Source organism: uncultured Stenotrophomonas sp. (assembly GCF_963519125.1).
GTDB lineage: Bacteria > Pseudomonadota > Gammaproteobacteria > Xanthomonadales > Xanthomonadaceae > Stenotrophomonas.
Map to the genome: position 1 here is coordinate 69808 of NZ_CAUQLJ010000016.1, position 13853 is coordinate 83660.

Here is a 13853-nt window from a genome sequence, read left to right on the forward strand (position 1 = left end):
ACGAAGCTGGCGCCTACATTCGGGCACCTCTCCCTTCCAGACACCCGCACCCCGGAAGAACAGCGGGTCGCCTCCCTTAAAGAGTCAGCCAGGCGCAAGGGCAGGGGGCGCAGCAAGTGGTGGGAGAAGAGTTGATTGACTGTAGGCAGCGTCCTCAGAACGGCCGCCCTTGACTTCCGTCTTCAGCTAAATTAGTAATATTACTAATGGCCTGCCCGGCGCGCTCTTCCTAGGTTAAGTCCATAATGTCCCCCTAGGAGTCGTTGCCACAGGGGGCAGACAAGATGTCAAGACAAATCGACAAGACGATTTACGCCAAGAAGGTGAGGTTCAAGAGCGGGCGACGGAAAGATTTCCTTCCCCTTCCTATTGACGCACTTCTGTTGAAGCTGAAGGAAGTTGCTCCGGTGTGGTCGAAGAGGCATTGGCCAGTAGTTCCGACCGATGGCGTCCTTGCCCCGTTCACTTCGTGTTCGTTCGTCCGGAAAATCGGACCTCGTCCGCATGGTGACCAGCGAGGGGTTTATTTCGAGGTGGGAAGCTACGTCAATGGACACGCTCCCGATCAGATTTCCCTGAACTTCGCCGCAGAAGAGCCCGATATTACGACCGCTCAGCTTCGAGACGACTCGGGTCAGGTGCGGGAGTTGGTCACGATCTGCCGCTGCGTGGCGTTGGGCGAGATCGTCTTGGTCGAAAATGTGAAAGGAAGCGGAGGGGTGGGTGCAGTTGAAAAGTTGCTCAGCCGACTTTTCCAGCATCTGCTGACTTACGGAGACCCGGCTAAGTCGTATCCGACCATTGAATTGCTGGATGTCGCCAACGCAGACCTCCGATCGGCAATTCAGCGTGGCGGTGGGGTCAAGAGGATCGTTCTCAGGATGGTCGACGGCTCTGACCAAGGCGATGAGGGCTGGACGAGCCCTCTTCGGGCTGGCAAAGCTAGATTCCGAAATGCTTCAAAATTTTCGGCTACATGGGAATCCGGAGCTAACGAGATTCTGAGTACGGATGATGTTGTCGACGCGGTGAACGTTTCCCTGGAAGAAGACTCGCCGTTGGATAGGGTCGCGCTTGAACTGCGGGATGGTAATTGCATCAGTGGCGTTGGAAATTACAAGGCGCGGCACACGGTATCTGTCACCATGGACAATGCTGGAGTGCTGCACATGAGTGAGCTGATCGAAGGTTTGTGGAGTTACTTGGATGAGCTTCGAATCGCGCGGCACGGCTGGCGTCTCATCAATGACACGGGTCTCTTCAACACCGATGCGCCGGTCGTTGCCGCTGAAGTGGCTTGACCGCCTGCGCCGTTCGGTTCCGTCCGAGTGGGGTACGTGGCTGGAGGTTGCGCGCGCGATCGGGGCCTTTCGCTCCCCATCGCGCAAAGAGCGTCAGCTTAATGCTCTGTGGGCGGTATTGATCTTTGCAGCAGGTGCGATCCCGAGCGCTCTATCATCGGCGTCGGTGGCTGAATTTTCGGAAGGGGCACTGGCTGCCGTCTTCGGTGGGGTTTTAGCGTTTAGCGGCCTGCTGGTGGGCTTTTTGGTTACCCTGATGCTCTTCACGGGTAGGCTTGGGAGTACCCAGGCTCTAGATGTGGAGACTCTTAGGGATTATGGATCTCGCCTGCGCTACTTGCTTGCATCACAAGCGGTCACGTTGGCGTACGCACTCGTTGTTGCGGTCCTGTGCTTGATCTACCTGGTTGTCTTCTTTGCTGGCATGCCGCTATTGGTTCATTCGGTGGTCCTTGCCATCGTTGGCGGTTCGCTAGCTCAATGCGTCGTCCGCGCAACGCTGTTGCCCGTGCAGATCTTTGAGCTGCATGACGCGCATCTGGACGATGAATTGAACGCCAGGGTCCAAGAAAGCAACCGCCGCTATGAGCGGTGATGGTTGCTATCGGGAATACGACCTCTACCTCACCAGCTGGGACACAATTCGCTCCGCAATGGGTTGGTGGAGTCCAAAAAAAGCCGGGCAACATGCCGTTGCTAACTGGACGATTGCGGAGCAGGGATCGCCCCTATCTAGCTGATTTTACAAGGATTGGTTAGGAGCTTCCCAAGCTACGGACCACACCGTAACGCGACGGCCTTCGACCCGTGCACTGATGCAGCTGAAGTGCGAGAGAAGGCGCTACCATGGCGCACGTTCGCCTGGTTCTCGCGCTCTCGAAGTGGCCAGTGGCCAGCTGCCTTTCGCCTGGCAAGCGCCGTCGGGCAGGCCAGTCGCGCACTAATCATTCCGCTGACTTTTGTGGGATCGGCGCGCGCCCCCGCGGGCTGCTGAGGAATACGCCTACACAAGCGCCCAGTGCGGCAGCGCCCATAGAAGTTGCCGTGTTGAGGGCATTGGCGGCCAAGGCCTGCTGCAAACCGACGCCGAACGCATTGATTACGAAGTACATGCCAAGAACGCTATAGGCCAAGTACAGCATGGCGGCCGCTATCGCGAATCCATACCTTCCTGATATCCACCCGCCAATGAGTGCGAACCACAGCGCGCAGAGGTCAGCCAAGGCGTCGACCCGGCCATACGAGAACTCGGGATATGACCTCGGGTAAACATCGAAATAATTTGCCGCGACGTTTGACAGGGCGATCACGGCTGCGAATGCCGCAACGTGCCGCCACATGGTGTTGGGCCAGCGACGGAAGCGATCTAGGCAATAGGTGATCGCTGCTACTACGCTAAGGTAGAGAATGCCTGTCGCCCATCGGCCTGCGGGCTTTGCCCAGAACATCACTTCCGAGTCTGGCTCGAAGAAGGGCCTTCCCATCCAGCTTCCCAAAGGCAGGTAATACAGCTGGTGTGCCCAAAAGGGAAGGGAATTGTTTGTCAGATAGGTCAACCACAGCAGAATGCCAGGCAATGCCAACCAAGTGACAAGCGCCGCCCATGGAAATGCTCGGTTCGACCCAGTCGATGTGTGTTTCATTCCCATCCTCATCGTCCATGATTGCTGTGGCGGCAACATAGCACCTGCAAGGAGCGCGGTGCGCATCGCGAGACGAAAAAGGAGGGTCCGACCGCCGCCCCCCCTCGTGGTGCAACTTATGCCCTGCCGATTCCTTTCAGCTTTGACGACCATCAGGCGGCTACGTTGGGCCGAAACTCCACAACGCTGCCGGCGCGCAGTCGGTCAAGGTAGTCCGCCCACTCTTGCATCATCCGCGTCCGCTCTGCTAAGTGCGTGGTGCGGTTGTAGGCGCGGCCGTTGGGATCTTTCACCGCGTGGGCTAGCTGGTGCTCGATGATGTCCGGCCGGAACCCTAGAACCTCGTCCAGGAGCGTACGCGCTGTGGCGCGAAACCCGTGCCCGGTGACCGTATCCTTGTCGAATCCCATGCTCCGCAGAGCCGCCAGGACGGCTACCTCCGACATTGGGCGCGAGTCCGTGCGTAGGCCGGGAAACACGTACTTGCCGGCATAGTCTGTAGGCATCGTTTCCTTCAGATCCCGCAGGATGTCCACAGCCTGACGGGCCAGCGGCACCACGTGTGGCTGGCGCATCTTCATCCTGCCGGCGGGGATGCTCCAGAGGGCCGCATCCAAGTCGACCTCCGCCCATTCCGCTGCCCGCAGCTCGATCGGGCGAACGAACACCAGCGGCATCAGCTTCAGGGCGGCGCTGACGACGCCCATGCCCCGGTAGGCGTGCAGAGCACGGAGCAGGCCTCCCAATTGGCCCGGATCCACTACCGCCGCATGGTTACGCTCGGGAGCCGGCACCAGCGCACCGCGTAGGTCCTGCACTGGATTCCGCTCGGCCCGATCGGTGGCCACGGCATACCGCATGACCTGGCCGCAGTTCTGCATCACGCGGTGCGCCGACTCGAATGCTTCCCGTGCCTCCATCTTCCTGGCTATGGCGAGGAAGTCCGACGCCTTCAGGTCGACCGCGCGCCGCGCGCCAATGGCCGGGAACACGTCGTTCTCGAACCAGGCCACCACCTTCTTCTCGTAGCCGGGCACCCACTGGCGGCCGCGCAGCCACTCCCGGGTGATCGACTCGAAGCTGTCGACGGGTATGCCGGCGGGGCAGGCAGCCACTGATTTGCGCTGCAGGCCGGGGTCGACGCCGGAGCGCAGCAGGCGCCTTGCGTCGTCGCGCGCCTCGCGGGCGCAGGCCAGGGTGACGTCCGGGTACAGCCCCAGCGTCAGCAGCTTCTCCTTCCCGGCGACCCGGTACTTCCAGCGCCAGCTCTTGGCGCCGGCCGTGGTAATCAGGAGGTACAGGCCGCCGCCGTCAGCCAGCTTCTGCGGCTTGTCGGACGGCTTGGCGCGACGAATAGCGACGTCGGTCAGGGGCATGGGGGTATCGGGTTTTGGGGCGGAGGCGATACCCCAAGATATACCCCCACAGTCGCATGGGCTGCAACGGATACCCCCGGACCGCATTGGACAAAAAGAAAGCCGAGAGGCCCGTTTTATAAGGCTTTCTCGGCTTCGGTGGGCCCCGTGGGACCCAGCGTTGGTGGAGGTGGGCGGAATTGAACCGCCGTCCGAAGGCACTCCATCCCCGGTTCTACATGCTTAGCTCACCGTTCGGTGTCGTCCTGAAGAAGTACGGTGTGCGAAACGCACTCCAGGATCAGCCTGCTTTAGGTTAGGTCGTGACTGACAGGCAGCCATCACAACCGATTCCATGATAATGACCCTACACCGACGAGCACGGACACAAGTGGGTTCGGGGCTCCGCCTAAGTCGGCAGAAGGTAACTCAAACAGCTTTTAGGCTGCGAGAGCGACCGGAGCGTAGTTGTCGTCGTTGGCAACTAGAGTTTTGCCGCTGGATTTACGAGGAAAGCTGCCCCCTCGGCATGCACCAAGTAACTTCACAACCCTCGTCGAAACCAATGCACCCCCGGTTTCTTCAAGACCTGCAAGCTGTCCGGCGACCCGGACATTACTTGACAGGCCCGATCCTACTCCAATTCAGCTGAACAGTCACCCGAAAGCGGCCGGGCCTGTCGGCTTTACCTGCCTTCACGCTGGCGCTTGCTGTCGGCCTGGTGCTTGGCCCGGACCTTGCGGTCATGGTTGGCGGCGTTGCGCTGGGTCATGGCCTGCTTGCGGGCTTCCGGCTCGGCGCGGGTCATCAGCGCCTCGATCCGGGCGACCAGGCGGCGGTGTTCCAGCGAGTCGTAGCTCTGGTTCTCGGAGGCGACACGCTTGGCGTTGCGCAGGGTGTAGGTGAGCACCTTGACCAGGGCGGCCGGGTCCATGGCGCGGGTCAGTTCGCCGAAGATGGTCTCGTAGGCGGCGATGTCGGCCTGGAGCGTGGTGGTCGGGTCCGCGCTCGGGGCGGTTTCCTGGATGGTTTCTTCGGTCACGGGGACGCTCCGGGGGTTGGGCAAAGAGCAGCCGGGCAGAGCCCGGCGCTACGGTGGTGTGATGATGCGATAAGTCACGGGCGCATGGCGATGCGCTAAGAATAATGGCGCCCGTATGGTGCCTCGGCGCGGCAGAGCCCGGCGCTACGGTGGGTTTCATGATGCGGCAATCGGTGGCGCAGGGTGTAGCCATCGGCGGGACGGCGCCCATCCGGTGCCCCGGCGCGATCAGGCGTCGCGGTTGTGGCGGCGCATGGTGCGCTGCTTTTCGCGGGCCCAGTCGCGGTCCTTTTCGGCGTCGCGCTTGTCGTGGGTCTGCTTGCCCTTGGCCAGCGCCACTTCCAGCTTGATCTTGTTCTTGCTCCAGTACATCGCGGTGGGCACGATGGTGTAGCCGTCCCGTTCGACCTTGCCGACCAGCTTGTCGATCTCCGCGCGGTGGAGCAGCAGTTTGCGCTCGCGGCGGTCGTTGGCGACCACGTGGGTGGAAGCCTGGATCAGCGGGGTGATCTGGGCGCCGATCAGGAAGATCTCGCCGTCCTTCACGTAGGCGTAGGCGTCGATGATGTTGCCGCGCCCGGCGCGGATCGATTTGACCTCCCAGCCCTGCAGGGCCAGGCCGGCCTCGTAGCGGTCCTCCAGTGAGTACTCGTGGCGGGCACGCTTGTTGAGCGCGATGGTTTTGTTGGCCGTCGCGTTCTTTGCTTTATCCTTGGCGCTGTTCTTGCTCATTTATCTATTGTCTCCGATTCAGGCCCTCCGTGGTCGATTCGCCAGCCAAGCCTTCGCATGCCAACCATCAAACGTAGTGCCCTGGTCGAACATTCGGCTTCCCGCATGTTCGACCTGGTCAATGATATCGACGCCTACCCGCGCCGCTTCCGCTGGTGCTCGGCCGCGCAGGTCCTGGAAACGGGTCCGGACCGGGTCGTGGCGCGGCTGGATCTGGGCCTCGGGTCGTTTTCGACCTGGTTCATGACCGAAAACACCCTGCAGCGTCCGCACCATATTGATATGCAGCTGCGTGATGGACCGTTCAAGCGACTGCATGGCCGCTGGGAGTTCCATTCGCTGGCCGAGGACGCCTGCAAGGTGACCCTGACCCTGGAGTTCGAGCCGAACTCGCGCCTGCTCGGGCCGGCGCTGGCACTGGGCTTCCAGGGACTGGCCGACCGCATGGTCAATGATTTCGTGCGCGTCGCCGACGAGCAGGACTGACCTGTGATCCGGGTGGAGGTGGTGCTGGCCTGGCCGGAGCGGGTGGAATCACGCCTGCTGGAGCTGGGCGAGGGCGCTACGGTGGCCGAGGCGGTGGTTGCCGCCGGGATCGAGGGCAGCGAAGGCTGCCCGGCCGTGGCTGTGCATGGGGTGTTGGCCAGGGGCACGCAGCTCTTGCTGGATGGCGACCGGGTAGAGCTGCTGAGGCCGCTGGTAGCAGACCCCAAAGACAACCGCCGGCGTCGAGCCCGCGAACGGTGATAGCGGCCGGGCAGAGCCGCGCCCCGATAGTCCCGCCGAGCCGCGCTTACGAACGCGTCGCTACGTGCCCGTTCAACGAATAGCCAGGCTGTAAGCGAATCACCAAGGTGCAGCCGGACCGTGCCCGGCTGCCACCCAAAGCGCCCCGGATTACCGACCGCGCTGCTTCTTCTTGTCCTTGGCCAGGTTGCGGCCGAACTGGCGCACCTGGTCGCGGGCCAGCTGGGCGTCGTTGTTCGGGAAGAAATCACCCTCCCAGCGGGTCACCTGGTCGTTCTCGAAGAAGACCACGAAGTTCTTGGTCTCGGTCCGGCCCAGGCGGTCCAGCCGCTGGCTGGCGGTGTAGTCCCAGCGCTGGGCGTGGAACGGGTCGTCGATGGAGGGGGTGTCGAGCAGCGCGTTGACCTGCTGCTTGCTCTGGCCCACCTGCAGCTGACCGACGGACTGCTCCCGGATCAGGTTGCCCTGGTAGATGGGTTGCTTGTAGATGATGCCGCAGCCCGTGGTGGACAGGGCAACGGCGGCGACCAGCAGGAGATTGCGCATCGGGAATGGCGTTTGGGGAAATCCAGTCGATGATACACTCCGAACGTGTCGCCGCGACCCGATCCGAGGCAGCTGGCGCTAAATCGCCAATGAACGGAGACCTATGGAAACCCACGACCTGCGCAAAGTTGGCCTGAAGGTGACCCATCCGCGTATGCGGATCCTTGCCCTGCTCGAGCAGCGCGACGCCCAGAAGCACCAGCACCACATGACGGCCGAAGACATCTACCGCCAGCTGCTGGAGCATGGCGACGAGATCGGCCTGGCCACGGTGTACCGGGTGCTGACCCAGTTCGAGGCCGCCGGCCTGGTGCTGAAGCACAATTTCGAGGGCGGCCAGGCCGTTTACGAACTGGACCGCGGCGGCCACCACGACCATATGGTCGATGTCGACTCGGGCAAGATCATCGAGTTCGAAAGCCACGAAATCGAAGAACTGCAGCGCAAGATCGCCGCCGACCACGGTTACGAGCTGGAAGAGCACTCGCTGGTGCTCTACGTGCGCAAGAAGCGCAAGTAACCCTCGGTTGCCTGCGCCCCTGAAAACCCCGGCCACGCTGGGGTTTTTTCATTTCCCGACCAGCGCCTGCAGGTCCACCGCCTCGGCCATGGCCCGGTTGCCCGCGTCACCCGGGTGCAGGTGGTCCCCGGAGTCGAACGCCTCGGCCATTCGCGACGGGTCGACCGGGTCGCGCAGGAACTGGTCGAGGTCGACCACCGCGTCGAAGGGCGCGTCCGTGCGCAGCCAGGCATTCACTTGCTGGCGCAGCGCGTCCTTGCTGGGCTGGTGGTAGCCCTCCAGTGGGGTCCCGGACAGCGCACCGGCAAACGGCAGCAGGGTGGCTGCGACAACCCGCACCCCGCCGGCATGTGCGCGTTCGACCAGCTGGCGGTAGCCGGACTGCAGCTCGGCCAGCGACGGTTGCGCCTGGTCCGGGGCGAAGGGCGTGCCCGGCCAGCTGATGTCGTTGATGCCGATCAGCACGACCGCCGTGGCGATGCCTGGCTGGTCCAGCACGTCACGTTGGAAGCGGGCCAGCGCAGACTCGCCCATGCCGTCCCGCAGTAGACGACCACCGGAAATGCCGGCATTGACCACGGCCACCCCCTGCGGCGCGAGCCGGTTGGCGAGGTGGTCGGTCCAACGCTGGTCGCGGTCCAGGCTGGCGGTGGCGCCGTCGGTGATGGAATCGCCGATCACCACCACGCTGCGCGCCGCCGCCGGGGCCTCCACCTCGATGCCGGTCAGGAACAGCCGGGCGGTGGTGGCCGTGCTGCCACGCAGGGCGGTGTCCCGGGTCTGGTTGCCCGGCGCGGTCGCGCTGGTCTGGCGCCCGTCCCAATGGAACGTCTGCAGCGGGGTGGGGCCGGGCACGTAGACGTCGACCTGCACCGCCTGCAGGTCGTGGGTGGGCAGCGCCAGCGGGTCGCTGAGGCGGTCCTTTCCGGGGGCGATCACGATGCCGGGATGGCCGTCGAACAAGAGCGGGACAGGTTGGCTTCCCGGCGCGCGGCTCACGCTGGCGCCGCCGACCTTCAGCGGCACGGTGCCGTAGGCATTGCTCAGGCGTACCCGCAGGCGCGGCCCGCCCAGGCTGATCCGCGCGGTCTGGCGGAAGGTCTGGTCGTTCAGTATTTGCGGAAGGTTGGTGGGAAACACGAAGTCGGAACCCCACACCGGCTGCGGGCTGGCCTGCCAGCTGGCCACCCAGTGCGGTGCGGGTGAGGCGGCCCGGGCCGGTTGCGGCGCAACGGCGGCGAAGGCGATCAAGGTAGCGGCGAGAAGGGGAATCAGAGGGCGCATGACAGGCATCCAGAGGAAGAGGTAGTCATCGTGCGCGGCGCCCTATCTGTGAACTAGACTGCCAACGGACAATCATCTGTGAACTGGATTCGCCAATGCCGACGCCTGACATCAACCGTTCCGGCCAGCTGGAGATCTTCGTGCGGGTGATCGAGGCCGGCAGTTTTTCGGCGGCGGCGCGCGCGCTGGACATGACGCCTTCGGCGGTCAGCAAGCTGGTGGCGCGGTTGGAGCAGCGGCTGGGCACGCGTCTGCTGCAGCGCTCCACCCGCCAGCTGCAGCTCACGCCCGAGGGCTGTGCCTTTTACGAGCGCGGCCTGCGCGTACTGGCCGATCTGGACGAGGCCGAGCGCTGTGCCAGCGCCCATGCCGAACCGCGCGGGCGGCTGCGGGTGAACAGCAACGTGCCGTTCGGACATCACTTCCTGCTGCCGCTGCTGCCGGCATTCCTGGAGCGGCACCCGCAGGTCGGGGTGGACCTGGTGCTGACCGACGAGGTGATCGACCTGCTGGAGCAGCGCACCGATGTCGCGGTGCGGGCGGGTCCGTTGAAGAGCTCCAGCCTGGTGGCGCGGCAGCTGGGCTCGACCCGGATGATGATCGTGGCTGCGCCGGCGTATGCGGCACGGCACGGGCTGCCGCGCGATGCGGTGGAACTGCTGGCGCATAACCGGCTGGACATCGGCCATGCGCGGGCGCAGACCGGCTGGCCGGTGCTGCACGAGGGGCAGGTGCAGGTGGTGCCGCCCAGCGGGAATGCGCGAGCAAGTGATGGCGAGGCGTTGCGTCGGCTGGTGGTGGCCGGGCTGGGGCTGGCGCGGTTGGCGGCGTTCCAGGTGCAGGCCGATGTGGCGGCCGGGCGGTTGGTGCCGGTGCTGGAGGAGGCGAACCCGGGCGACCTCGAGGAGGTGCATGCGGTGTTCGTGGGGCAGGGCGGGTATCTGCCGCTAAGGGTGAGGGCGTTTCTGGATTTTCTGGTGGAGCGGGTGGATCTGGGGCGCCCGGTGGGGTGAAGCAGCCGGGCAGGGCCCGGCTCTACCGCAGCGGGGCAGAACCCCGCCCTACGCCTGCAAAAGCTTGCGGGCGGCGGCCCGGGCTTCCTTGGTGACCTCCACGCCGCCCAGCATGCGCGCCAGTTCTTCTTCGCGGGCGCGGACGTCGAGCTTCTCGACCGCGCTCTGGGTCATGCCTTCCACCGGCGCCTTGCTGACCCGGTAGTGGGCGTGCCCCTTGGAGGCGACCTGCGGCAGGTGGGTGACGCACAGCACCTGGCGCTTCTCGCCCAGCGCACGCAGCTTCTGGCCGACGATGTCGGCGACCGCGCCGCCGATGCCGGAATCGACTTCGTCGAAGACCATCGTCGGCACCGCGTCCAGGCCCAGCGCGGCCACTTCGATGGCCAGCGAGATGCGCGAGAGCTCGCCGCCGGAGGCGACTTTTCGCAGCGCGCGTGGGGGCTGGCCAGCGTTGGCCGCGACCAGGAACTCGACGCGCTCGGCGCCGTTCGGGTCCGGCTTGGCCGCCGCATGCGGTTCGATCTCGATCAGGAACTGGCCACCGCCCATGCCGAGCTCGCCGATCAGCGTAGTGGTGGACTCCGACAGCGCCTTGGCCGCCGTGCTGCGGCTGGTGCTGAGTGTGGCTGCCACGGCCTGCCACTGTCCGGCGGCACGCTCGATTTCGCCGGCCAGCGCCTGCAGGCGGGTGTCGGCGCCACGCAGTTGTTCGACCTCGGCTTCCATCGCGTCGCGGTGCTCGGCCAGGCCTTCCATCGGCACGCGGTGCTTGCGGGCGAGGTCGTGCAGGCGACCGAGACGGCGTTCGATGTCCTCGAACTGCTCGGGGTCGGCATCCAGGTCGTCGTGGACGCGGTCGAGCAGGGCCAGGGCTTCGTGCAGCTGGATCACCGCGCTGTCCAGCAGCGCATCCACCTCGCCCAGCCGTGCGTCGTGTTCGGCCACGCGCGACAGGTCGTGCCGGGTCTGCTGCAGCAGCTGCAGGACCGAGACCTCGTCGTCGCCATTGAGCCGTGCGGCGGCTACGTCGCAGGCGCTGACCAGCGCCCCCGCATGGGCCTGGCGGCGGTGGCTGCTGCCGAGCGCGGCGATCGAGGCCGGTTCCAGGTCTTCGCGCTGCAGTTCGCCGAGCTGGTGTTCGAGGAAGCCGATACGGTCGCTGACATCGCCTTGGCGCGACAGCGATTCGGCCTCGTCCACCAGCGCCTGCCAGCGCGCCGCCGCCTGGCGGACCTGGGCGCGTTCGGCGTCGTTGCGTGCATACGCGTCCAGCAGGGCCAGCTGCGACGGCCGCGCCAAGAGCGCCTGCTGTTCGTGCTGGCCGTGGATCTCGACCAGCATGGCCGCCAGCTCGCTCAGCTGCGACAGGGTCACCGGGCGCCCGTTGATCCAGGCGCGCGAACCGCCGTCGGCGCGGATGATCCGGCGCAGCTGGCACTGTTCATCGTCATCCAGCTCGTTCTCGCGCAGCCAGCGCCGGGCCGGGGCGTCGTCGCCGGGGGCGAATTCGGCCGACAGCTCGGCGCGGGCCGCCCCGTGGCGAACCACGCCGCTGTCGGCGCGCAGGCCGGACAGGAAGCCCAGCGCGTCGACCATCAGCGACTTGCCTGCGCCGGTCTCGCCGGAAACCACGGTCATGCCCGCGCCGAACTCCAGTTCGGTGGCGCGGACCACGGCAAAATCCTTGATCGATAGATGTCTGAGCATGGTGTTCGTTTCTTGAGCCGCGCAACGCTAGCATGGGCGAGGGGCAGCTCCAATCGGCATTTCCCTGATCCCTTGCCGGGCAATGGCCTGCCATTATCCAGTCTCGCGTCTCACAGGTTGATTCCATGCATCCGTCCGCGCCCCATCTCGCCCCGCGCGCCCGCCACCTGCTGCGGACGCTGATCGCGCGCCACATCCAGGACGGCGAGCCGGTCGGGTCGCAGACCCTGGCGCGGCTGGCCGGGCTGGATGTGAGCCCGGCCACCATCCGCAACATCCTGGGCGACCTGGAAGACCTGGGCCTGCTCAGTTCGGCGCATGCCTCGGCCGGCCGCGTGCCTACCGCGCACGGCTACCGGGTGTTCGTGGACAGTCTGGTCAAAATGCAGCCGCCCGGCGAGGGCGAACTGAGCCGGCTGCGCAGCGAGCTGTCGAGCGGGGCGGGCACCCAGGCCCTGCTGGGCAGCGCGTCGGAGCTGCTCTCGGCGATGAGCCACTTCGTCGGCGTGGTCGGTGCGCCCAAGCGCGAACAGTTCGCGTTCCGGCACATCGATTTCGTGGCCCTGGACGCGCGCCGGGTGCTGGCAATCCTGGTGTTCGCCGACAACGAGGTGCAGAACCGGGTGATCGAGCCCCGGCGCAGCTGGGAGCCGGCCGAGCTGGAGCAGGTCGCCAACTACCTCAATGCCCACTGCGCCGGCCGGCCGCTGTCCGAGATCCGTTCGAGGCTGCTGGTCGAACTGCGCGAGGCGCGCTCGGAAATGGAGCAGCTGCTGGCCCACAGCGTGGAGCTGGCCGAGCAGGCAATGGCGCCGCCGGCCGACGATATCGTGCTGGCCGGGCAGACCCGGCTGATGGGCGTGCAGGACCTGTCCGACCTGGACCGGTTGCGCGAGCTGTTCGACCTGTTCGCCAGCAAGCGCGAGATCCTGCAGCTGCTGGAGCGCACCATCCAGGCCCCGGGCGTACGCATCTTCATCGGCGAGGAGACCGGGGTGATGCCGCTGGAGAACATTTGGCTGGTCACCGCGCCGTATTCGGCCGGCGGCCAGGTGCTGGGCGTGCTGGGGGTGATCGGTCCCAAGCGGATGGCCTACGACCGCATGATCCCGCTGGTGGAAGCCACCGCCCAGGTGCTGGGTGCGGCGCTGGATGCGCCAGGCGGCGCCGGATTGTCCCGCGATCGCGGATAAACGCCCCTTCGGCTCTTGAATCGGGTCCGGCCGCCCACATAGGGGTGGGTGGAGGCGGAGAGTCACCGCCAAGGATCCGACAATGAACCAAGATAACGCCGATATCGCATCCCAGACCCCGGCCGGCGACGCCGCCGCGGGCGATTCCCTGCAGCAGCAGCTGGACAGCCTGCACAACGAACTGGCCCTGCTCCGGTCCGAGTCGCTGCGTGAGCGCGCCGACCTGGACAACCAGCGCAAGCGCGTGGCCCGCGACGTCGAACAGGCGCGCCGCTTCGCCAATGAAAAGCTGCTGGGCGAGTTGCTGCCCGTATTCGACAGCCTGGACGCCGGGTTGAACGCCGCCGGCGCCGAGCCCAGCCCGCTGCGCGAAGGCCTGGAGCTGACCTACAAGCAGCTGCTGAAGGTCGCTGCCGACAACGGCCTGACCCTGCTCGACCCGACCGGCCAGCCGTTCAACCCCGAACACCACCAGGCGATCAGCCAGGTCGACGCCCCCGGCGCCGCCCCGGGCAGCGTGGTCCAGGTGTTCCAGAAGGGCTACCAGCTCAACGACCGCCTGCTGCGCCCGGCCCTGGTCGTGGTCGCCCGCGACTGACCTGAACGTGTTTGGTCGTGATCGGACACAGCGTCCGATTCATGGCTTGAAAGTGACAACTGCGTCCCACACATCCCATTCATAACCCGGCAGCAGCCGGACGTTTCCCACTTTTCAGGAGTCTCCCCCATGGGCAAGATCATTGGTATCGACCTCGGCACCACCAACT

General features: G+C 65.3%; 15 protein-coding genes and 1 other RNA gene. 8 read left to right on the top strand and 8 right to left on the bottom strand.

Going from position 1 to position 13853, the window contains the following annotated elements:
* Window positions 1-284: 284 nt before the first annotated feature.
* Both RYM47_RS14450 and RYM47_RS14455 read left to right on the top strand, forming a co-directional pair.
* Entirely contained in the window at window positions 285-1301 is a 1017-nt protein-coding gene (locus tag RYM47_RS14450) for a hypothetical protein (protein WP_315388753.1), read from the top strand.
* Window positions 1282-1896, top strand: a complete 615-nt coding sequence (locus RYM47_RS14455; protein WP_315388754.1) for a hypothetical protein — start codon at window positions 1282-1284, stop codon at window positions 1894-1896. The genes RYM47_RS14450 and RYM47_RS14455 overlap by 20 nt, the downstream gene beginning before the upstream one ends.
* 349 nt (window positions 1897-2245) lie before the next feature.
* Here the strand turns inward: RYM47_RS14455 and RYM47_RS14460 are convergent, their stop codons facing one another.
* The 5 genes from RYM47_RS14460 to smpB form a co-directional block, all read right to left on the bottom strand.
* Window positions 2246-2944, bottom strand: coding sequence for a hypothetical protein (locus RYM47_RS14460; RefSeq protein WP_315388755.1), 699 nt, complete (start codon window positions 2942-2944; stop codon window positions 2246-2248).
* Between the two features lie 152 nt (window positions 2945-3096).
* Window positions 3097-4320: an integrase arm-type DNA-binding domain-containing protein gene (locus RYM47_RS14465; protein ID WP_315388756.1), complete on the bottom strand. Its 1224-nt coding sequence runs from the start codon at window positions 4318-4320 to the stop codon at window positions 3097-3099.
* A 161-nt stretch (window positions 4321-4481) separates the two neighbouring features.
* Window positions 4482-4874: a transfer-messenger RNA gene (gene ssrA, locus RYM47_RS14470) on the bottom strand.
* Between the two features lie 110 nt (window positions 4875-4984).
* The gene (locus RYM47_RS14475) at window positions 4985-5341 is read right to left on the bottom strand and encodes a hypothetical protein (protein ID WP_315388757.1); all 357 of its coding nucleotides are present in this window, start codon (window positions 5339-5341) and stop codon (window positions 4985-4987) included.
* Window positions 5342-5569: 228 nt separating this feature from the next.
* Entirely contained in the window at window positions 5570-6073 is a 504-nt protein-coding gene (gene smpB, locus RYM47_RS14480; RefSeq protein WP_070206511.1) for an SsrA-binding protein SmpB, read from the bottom strand.
* Window positions 6074-6130: 57 nt separating this feature from the next.
* Here smpB and RYM47_RS14485 point away from each other — a divergent pair, with 57 nt between their 5' ends.
* Complete coding sequence (locus RYM47_RS14485; RefSeq protein WP_315388758.1) at window positions 6131-6559, top strand: type II toxin-antitoxin system RatA family toxin; 429 nt, start codon at window positions 6131-6133, stop codon at window positions 6557-6559.
* 3 nt (window positions 6560-6562) lie between these two features.
* On the top strand, window positions 6563-6820 hold the full coding sequence (locus tag RYM47_RS14490; RefSeq protein WP_315388759.1) for an RnfH family protein: 258 nt from the start codon (window positions 6563-6565) through the stop codon (window positions 6818-6820).
* 150 nt (window positions 6821-6970) lie between these two features.
* Here the strand turns inward: RYM47_RS14490 and bamE are convergent, their stop codons facing one another.
* Complete coding sequence (gene bamE / locus RYM47_RS14495; RefSeq protein ID WP_315388760.1) at window positions 6971-7366, bottom strand: outer membrane protein assembly factor BamE; 396 nt, start codon at window positions 7364-7366, stop codon at window positions 6971-6973.
* A 103-nt stretch (window positions 7367-7469) separates the two neighbouring features.
* Here bamE and fur point away from each other — a divergent pair, with 103 nt between their 5' ends.
* Entirely contained in the window at window positions 7470-7886 is a 417-nt protein-coding gene (gene fur / locus RYM47_RS14500) for a ferric iron uptake transcriptional regulator (protein WP_068851145.1), read from the top strand.
* A gap of 48 nt (window positions 7887-7934) precedes the next feature.
* Here the strand turns inward: fur and RYM47_RS14505 are convergent, their stop codons facing one another.
* Window positions 7935-9170 (bottom strand): SGNH/GDSL hydrolase family protein, encoded by a 1236-nt coding sequence (locus RYM47_RS14505; RefSeq protein ID WP_315388761.1) that lies wholly within the window; start codon window positions 9168-9170, stop codon window positions 7935-7937.
* 95 nt (window positions 9171-9265) lie between these two features.
* On the opposite strand from RYM47_RS14505, the gene RYM47_RS14510 reads away from it, so the two are divergent.
* A complete protein-coding gene (locus tag RYM47_RS14510) occupies window positions 9266-10183 on the top strand; it encodes a LysR family transcriptional regulator (protein ID WP_315388762.1) in 918 nt (305 codons plus the stop codon).
* A 48-nt stretch (window positions 10184-10231) separates the two neighbouring features.
* Here the strand turns inward: RYM47_RS14510 and recN are convergent, their stop codons facing one another.
* Window positions 10232-11893, bottom strand: coding sequence for a DNA repair protein RecN (recN, locus tag RYM47_RS14515; RefSeq protein ID WP_315388763.1), 1662 nt, complete (start codon window positions 11891-11893; stop codon window positions 10232-10234).
* A gap of 125 nt (window positions 11894-12018) precedes the next feature.
* On the opposite strand from recN, the gene hrcA reads away from it, so the two are divergent.
* Complete coding sequence (gene hrcA / locus RYM47_RS14520; RefSeq protein WP_315388764.1) at window positions 12019-13086, top strand: heat-inducible transcriptional repressor HrcA; 1068 nt, start codon at window positions 12019-12021, stop codon at window positions 13084-13086.
* An 82-nt stretch (window positions 13087-13168) separates the two neighbouring features.
* Window positions 13169-13684: a nucleotide exchange factor GrpE gene (grpE, locus tag RYM47_RS14525; protein WP_315388765.1), complete on the top strand. Its 516-nt coding sequence runs from the start codon at window positions 13169-13171 to the stop codon at window positions 13682-13684.
* Window positions 13685-13853: the final 169 nt, after the last annotated feature.

What these genes read in the sequence shown, in the direction of transcription:
- bamE (WP_315388760.1), bottom strand. Translation starts at nt 7,366, where the DNA reads ATGCGCAATCTCCTGCTGGTCGCCGCCGTTGCCCTGTCCACCACGGGC.
- RYM47_RS14460 (WP_315388755.1), bottom strand. Translation starts at nt 2,944, where the DNA reads ATGAAACACACATCGACTGGGTCGAACCGAGCATTTCCATGGGCGGCG.
- recN (WP_315388763.1), bottom strand. Translation starts at nt 11,893, where the DNA reads ATGCTCAGACATCTATCGATCAAGGATTTTGCCGTGGTCCGCGCCACC.
- smpB (WP_070206511.1), bottom strand. Translation starts at nt 6,073, where the DNA reads ATGAGCAAGAACAGCGCCAAGGATAAAGCAAAGAACGCGACGGCCAAC.
- RYM47_RS14450 (WP_315388753.1), top strand. Translation starts at nt 285, where the DNA reads ATGTCAAGACAAATCGACAAGACGATTTACGCCAAGAAGGTGAGGTTC.
- grpE (WP_315388765.1), top strand. Translation starts at nt 13,169, where the DNA reads ATGAACCAAGATAACGCCGATATCGCATCCCAGACCCCGGCCGGCGAC.
- RYM47_RS14465 (WP_315388756.1), bottom strand. Translation starts at nt 4,320, where the DNA reads ATGCCCCTGACCGACGTCGCTATTCGTCGCGCCAAGCCGTCCGACAAG.
- RYM47_RS14485 (WP_315388758.1), top strand. Translation starts at nt 6,131, where the DNA reads ATGCCAACCATCAAACGTAGTGCCCTGGTCGAACATTCGGCTTCCCGC.
- RYM47_RS14505 (WP_315388761.1), bottom strand. Translation starts at nt 9,170, where the DNA reads ATGCGCCCTCTGATTCCCCTTCTCGCCGCTACCTTGATCGCCTTCGCC.
- fur (WP_068851145.1), top strand. Translation starts at nt 7,470, where the DNA reads ATGGAAACCCACGACCTGCGCAAAGTTGGCCTGAAGGTGACCCATCCG.
- RYM47_RS14510 (WP_315388762.1), top strand. Translation starts at nt 9,266, where the DNA reads ATGCCGACGCCTGACATCAACCGTTCCGGCCAGCTGGAGATCTTCGTG.
- hrcA (WP_315388764.1), top strand. Translation starts at nt 12,019, where the DNA reads ATGCATCCGTCCGCGCCCCATCTCGCCCCGCGCGCCCGCCACCTGCTG.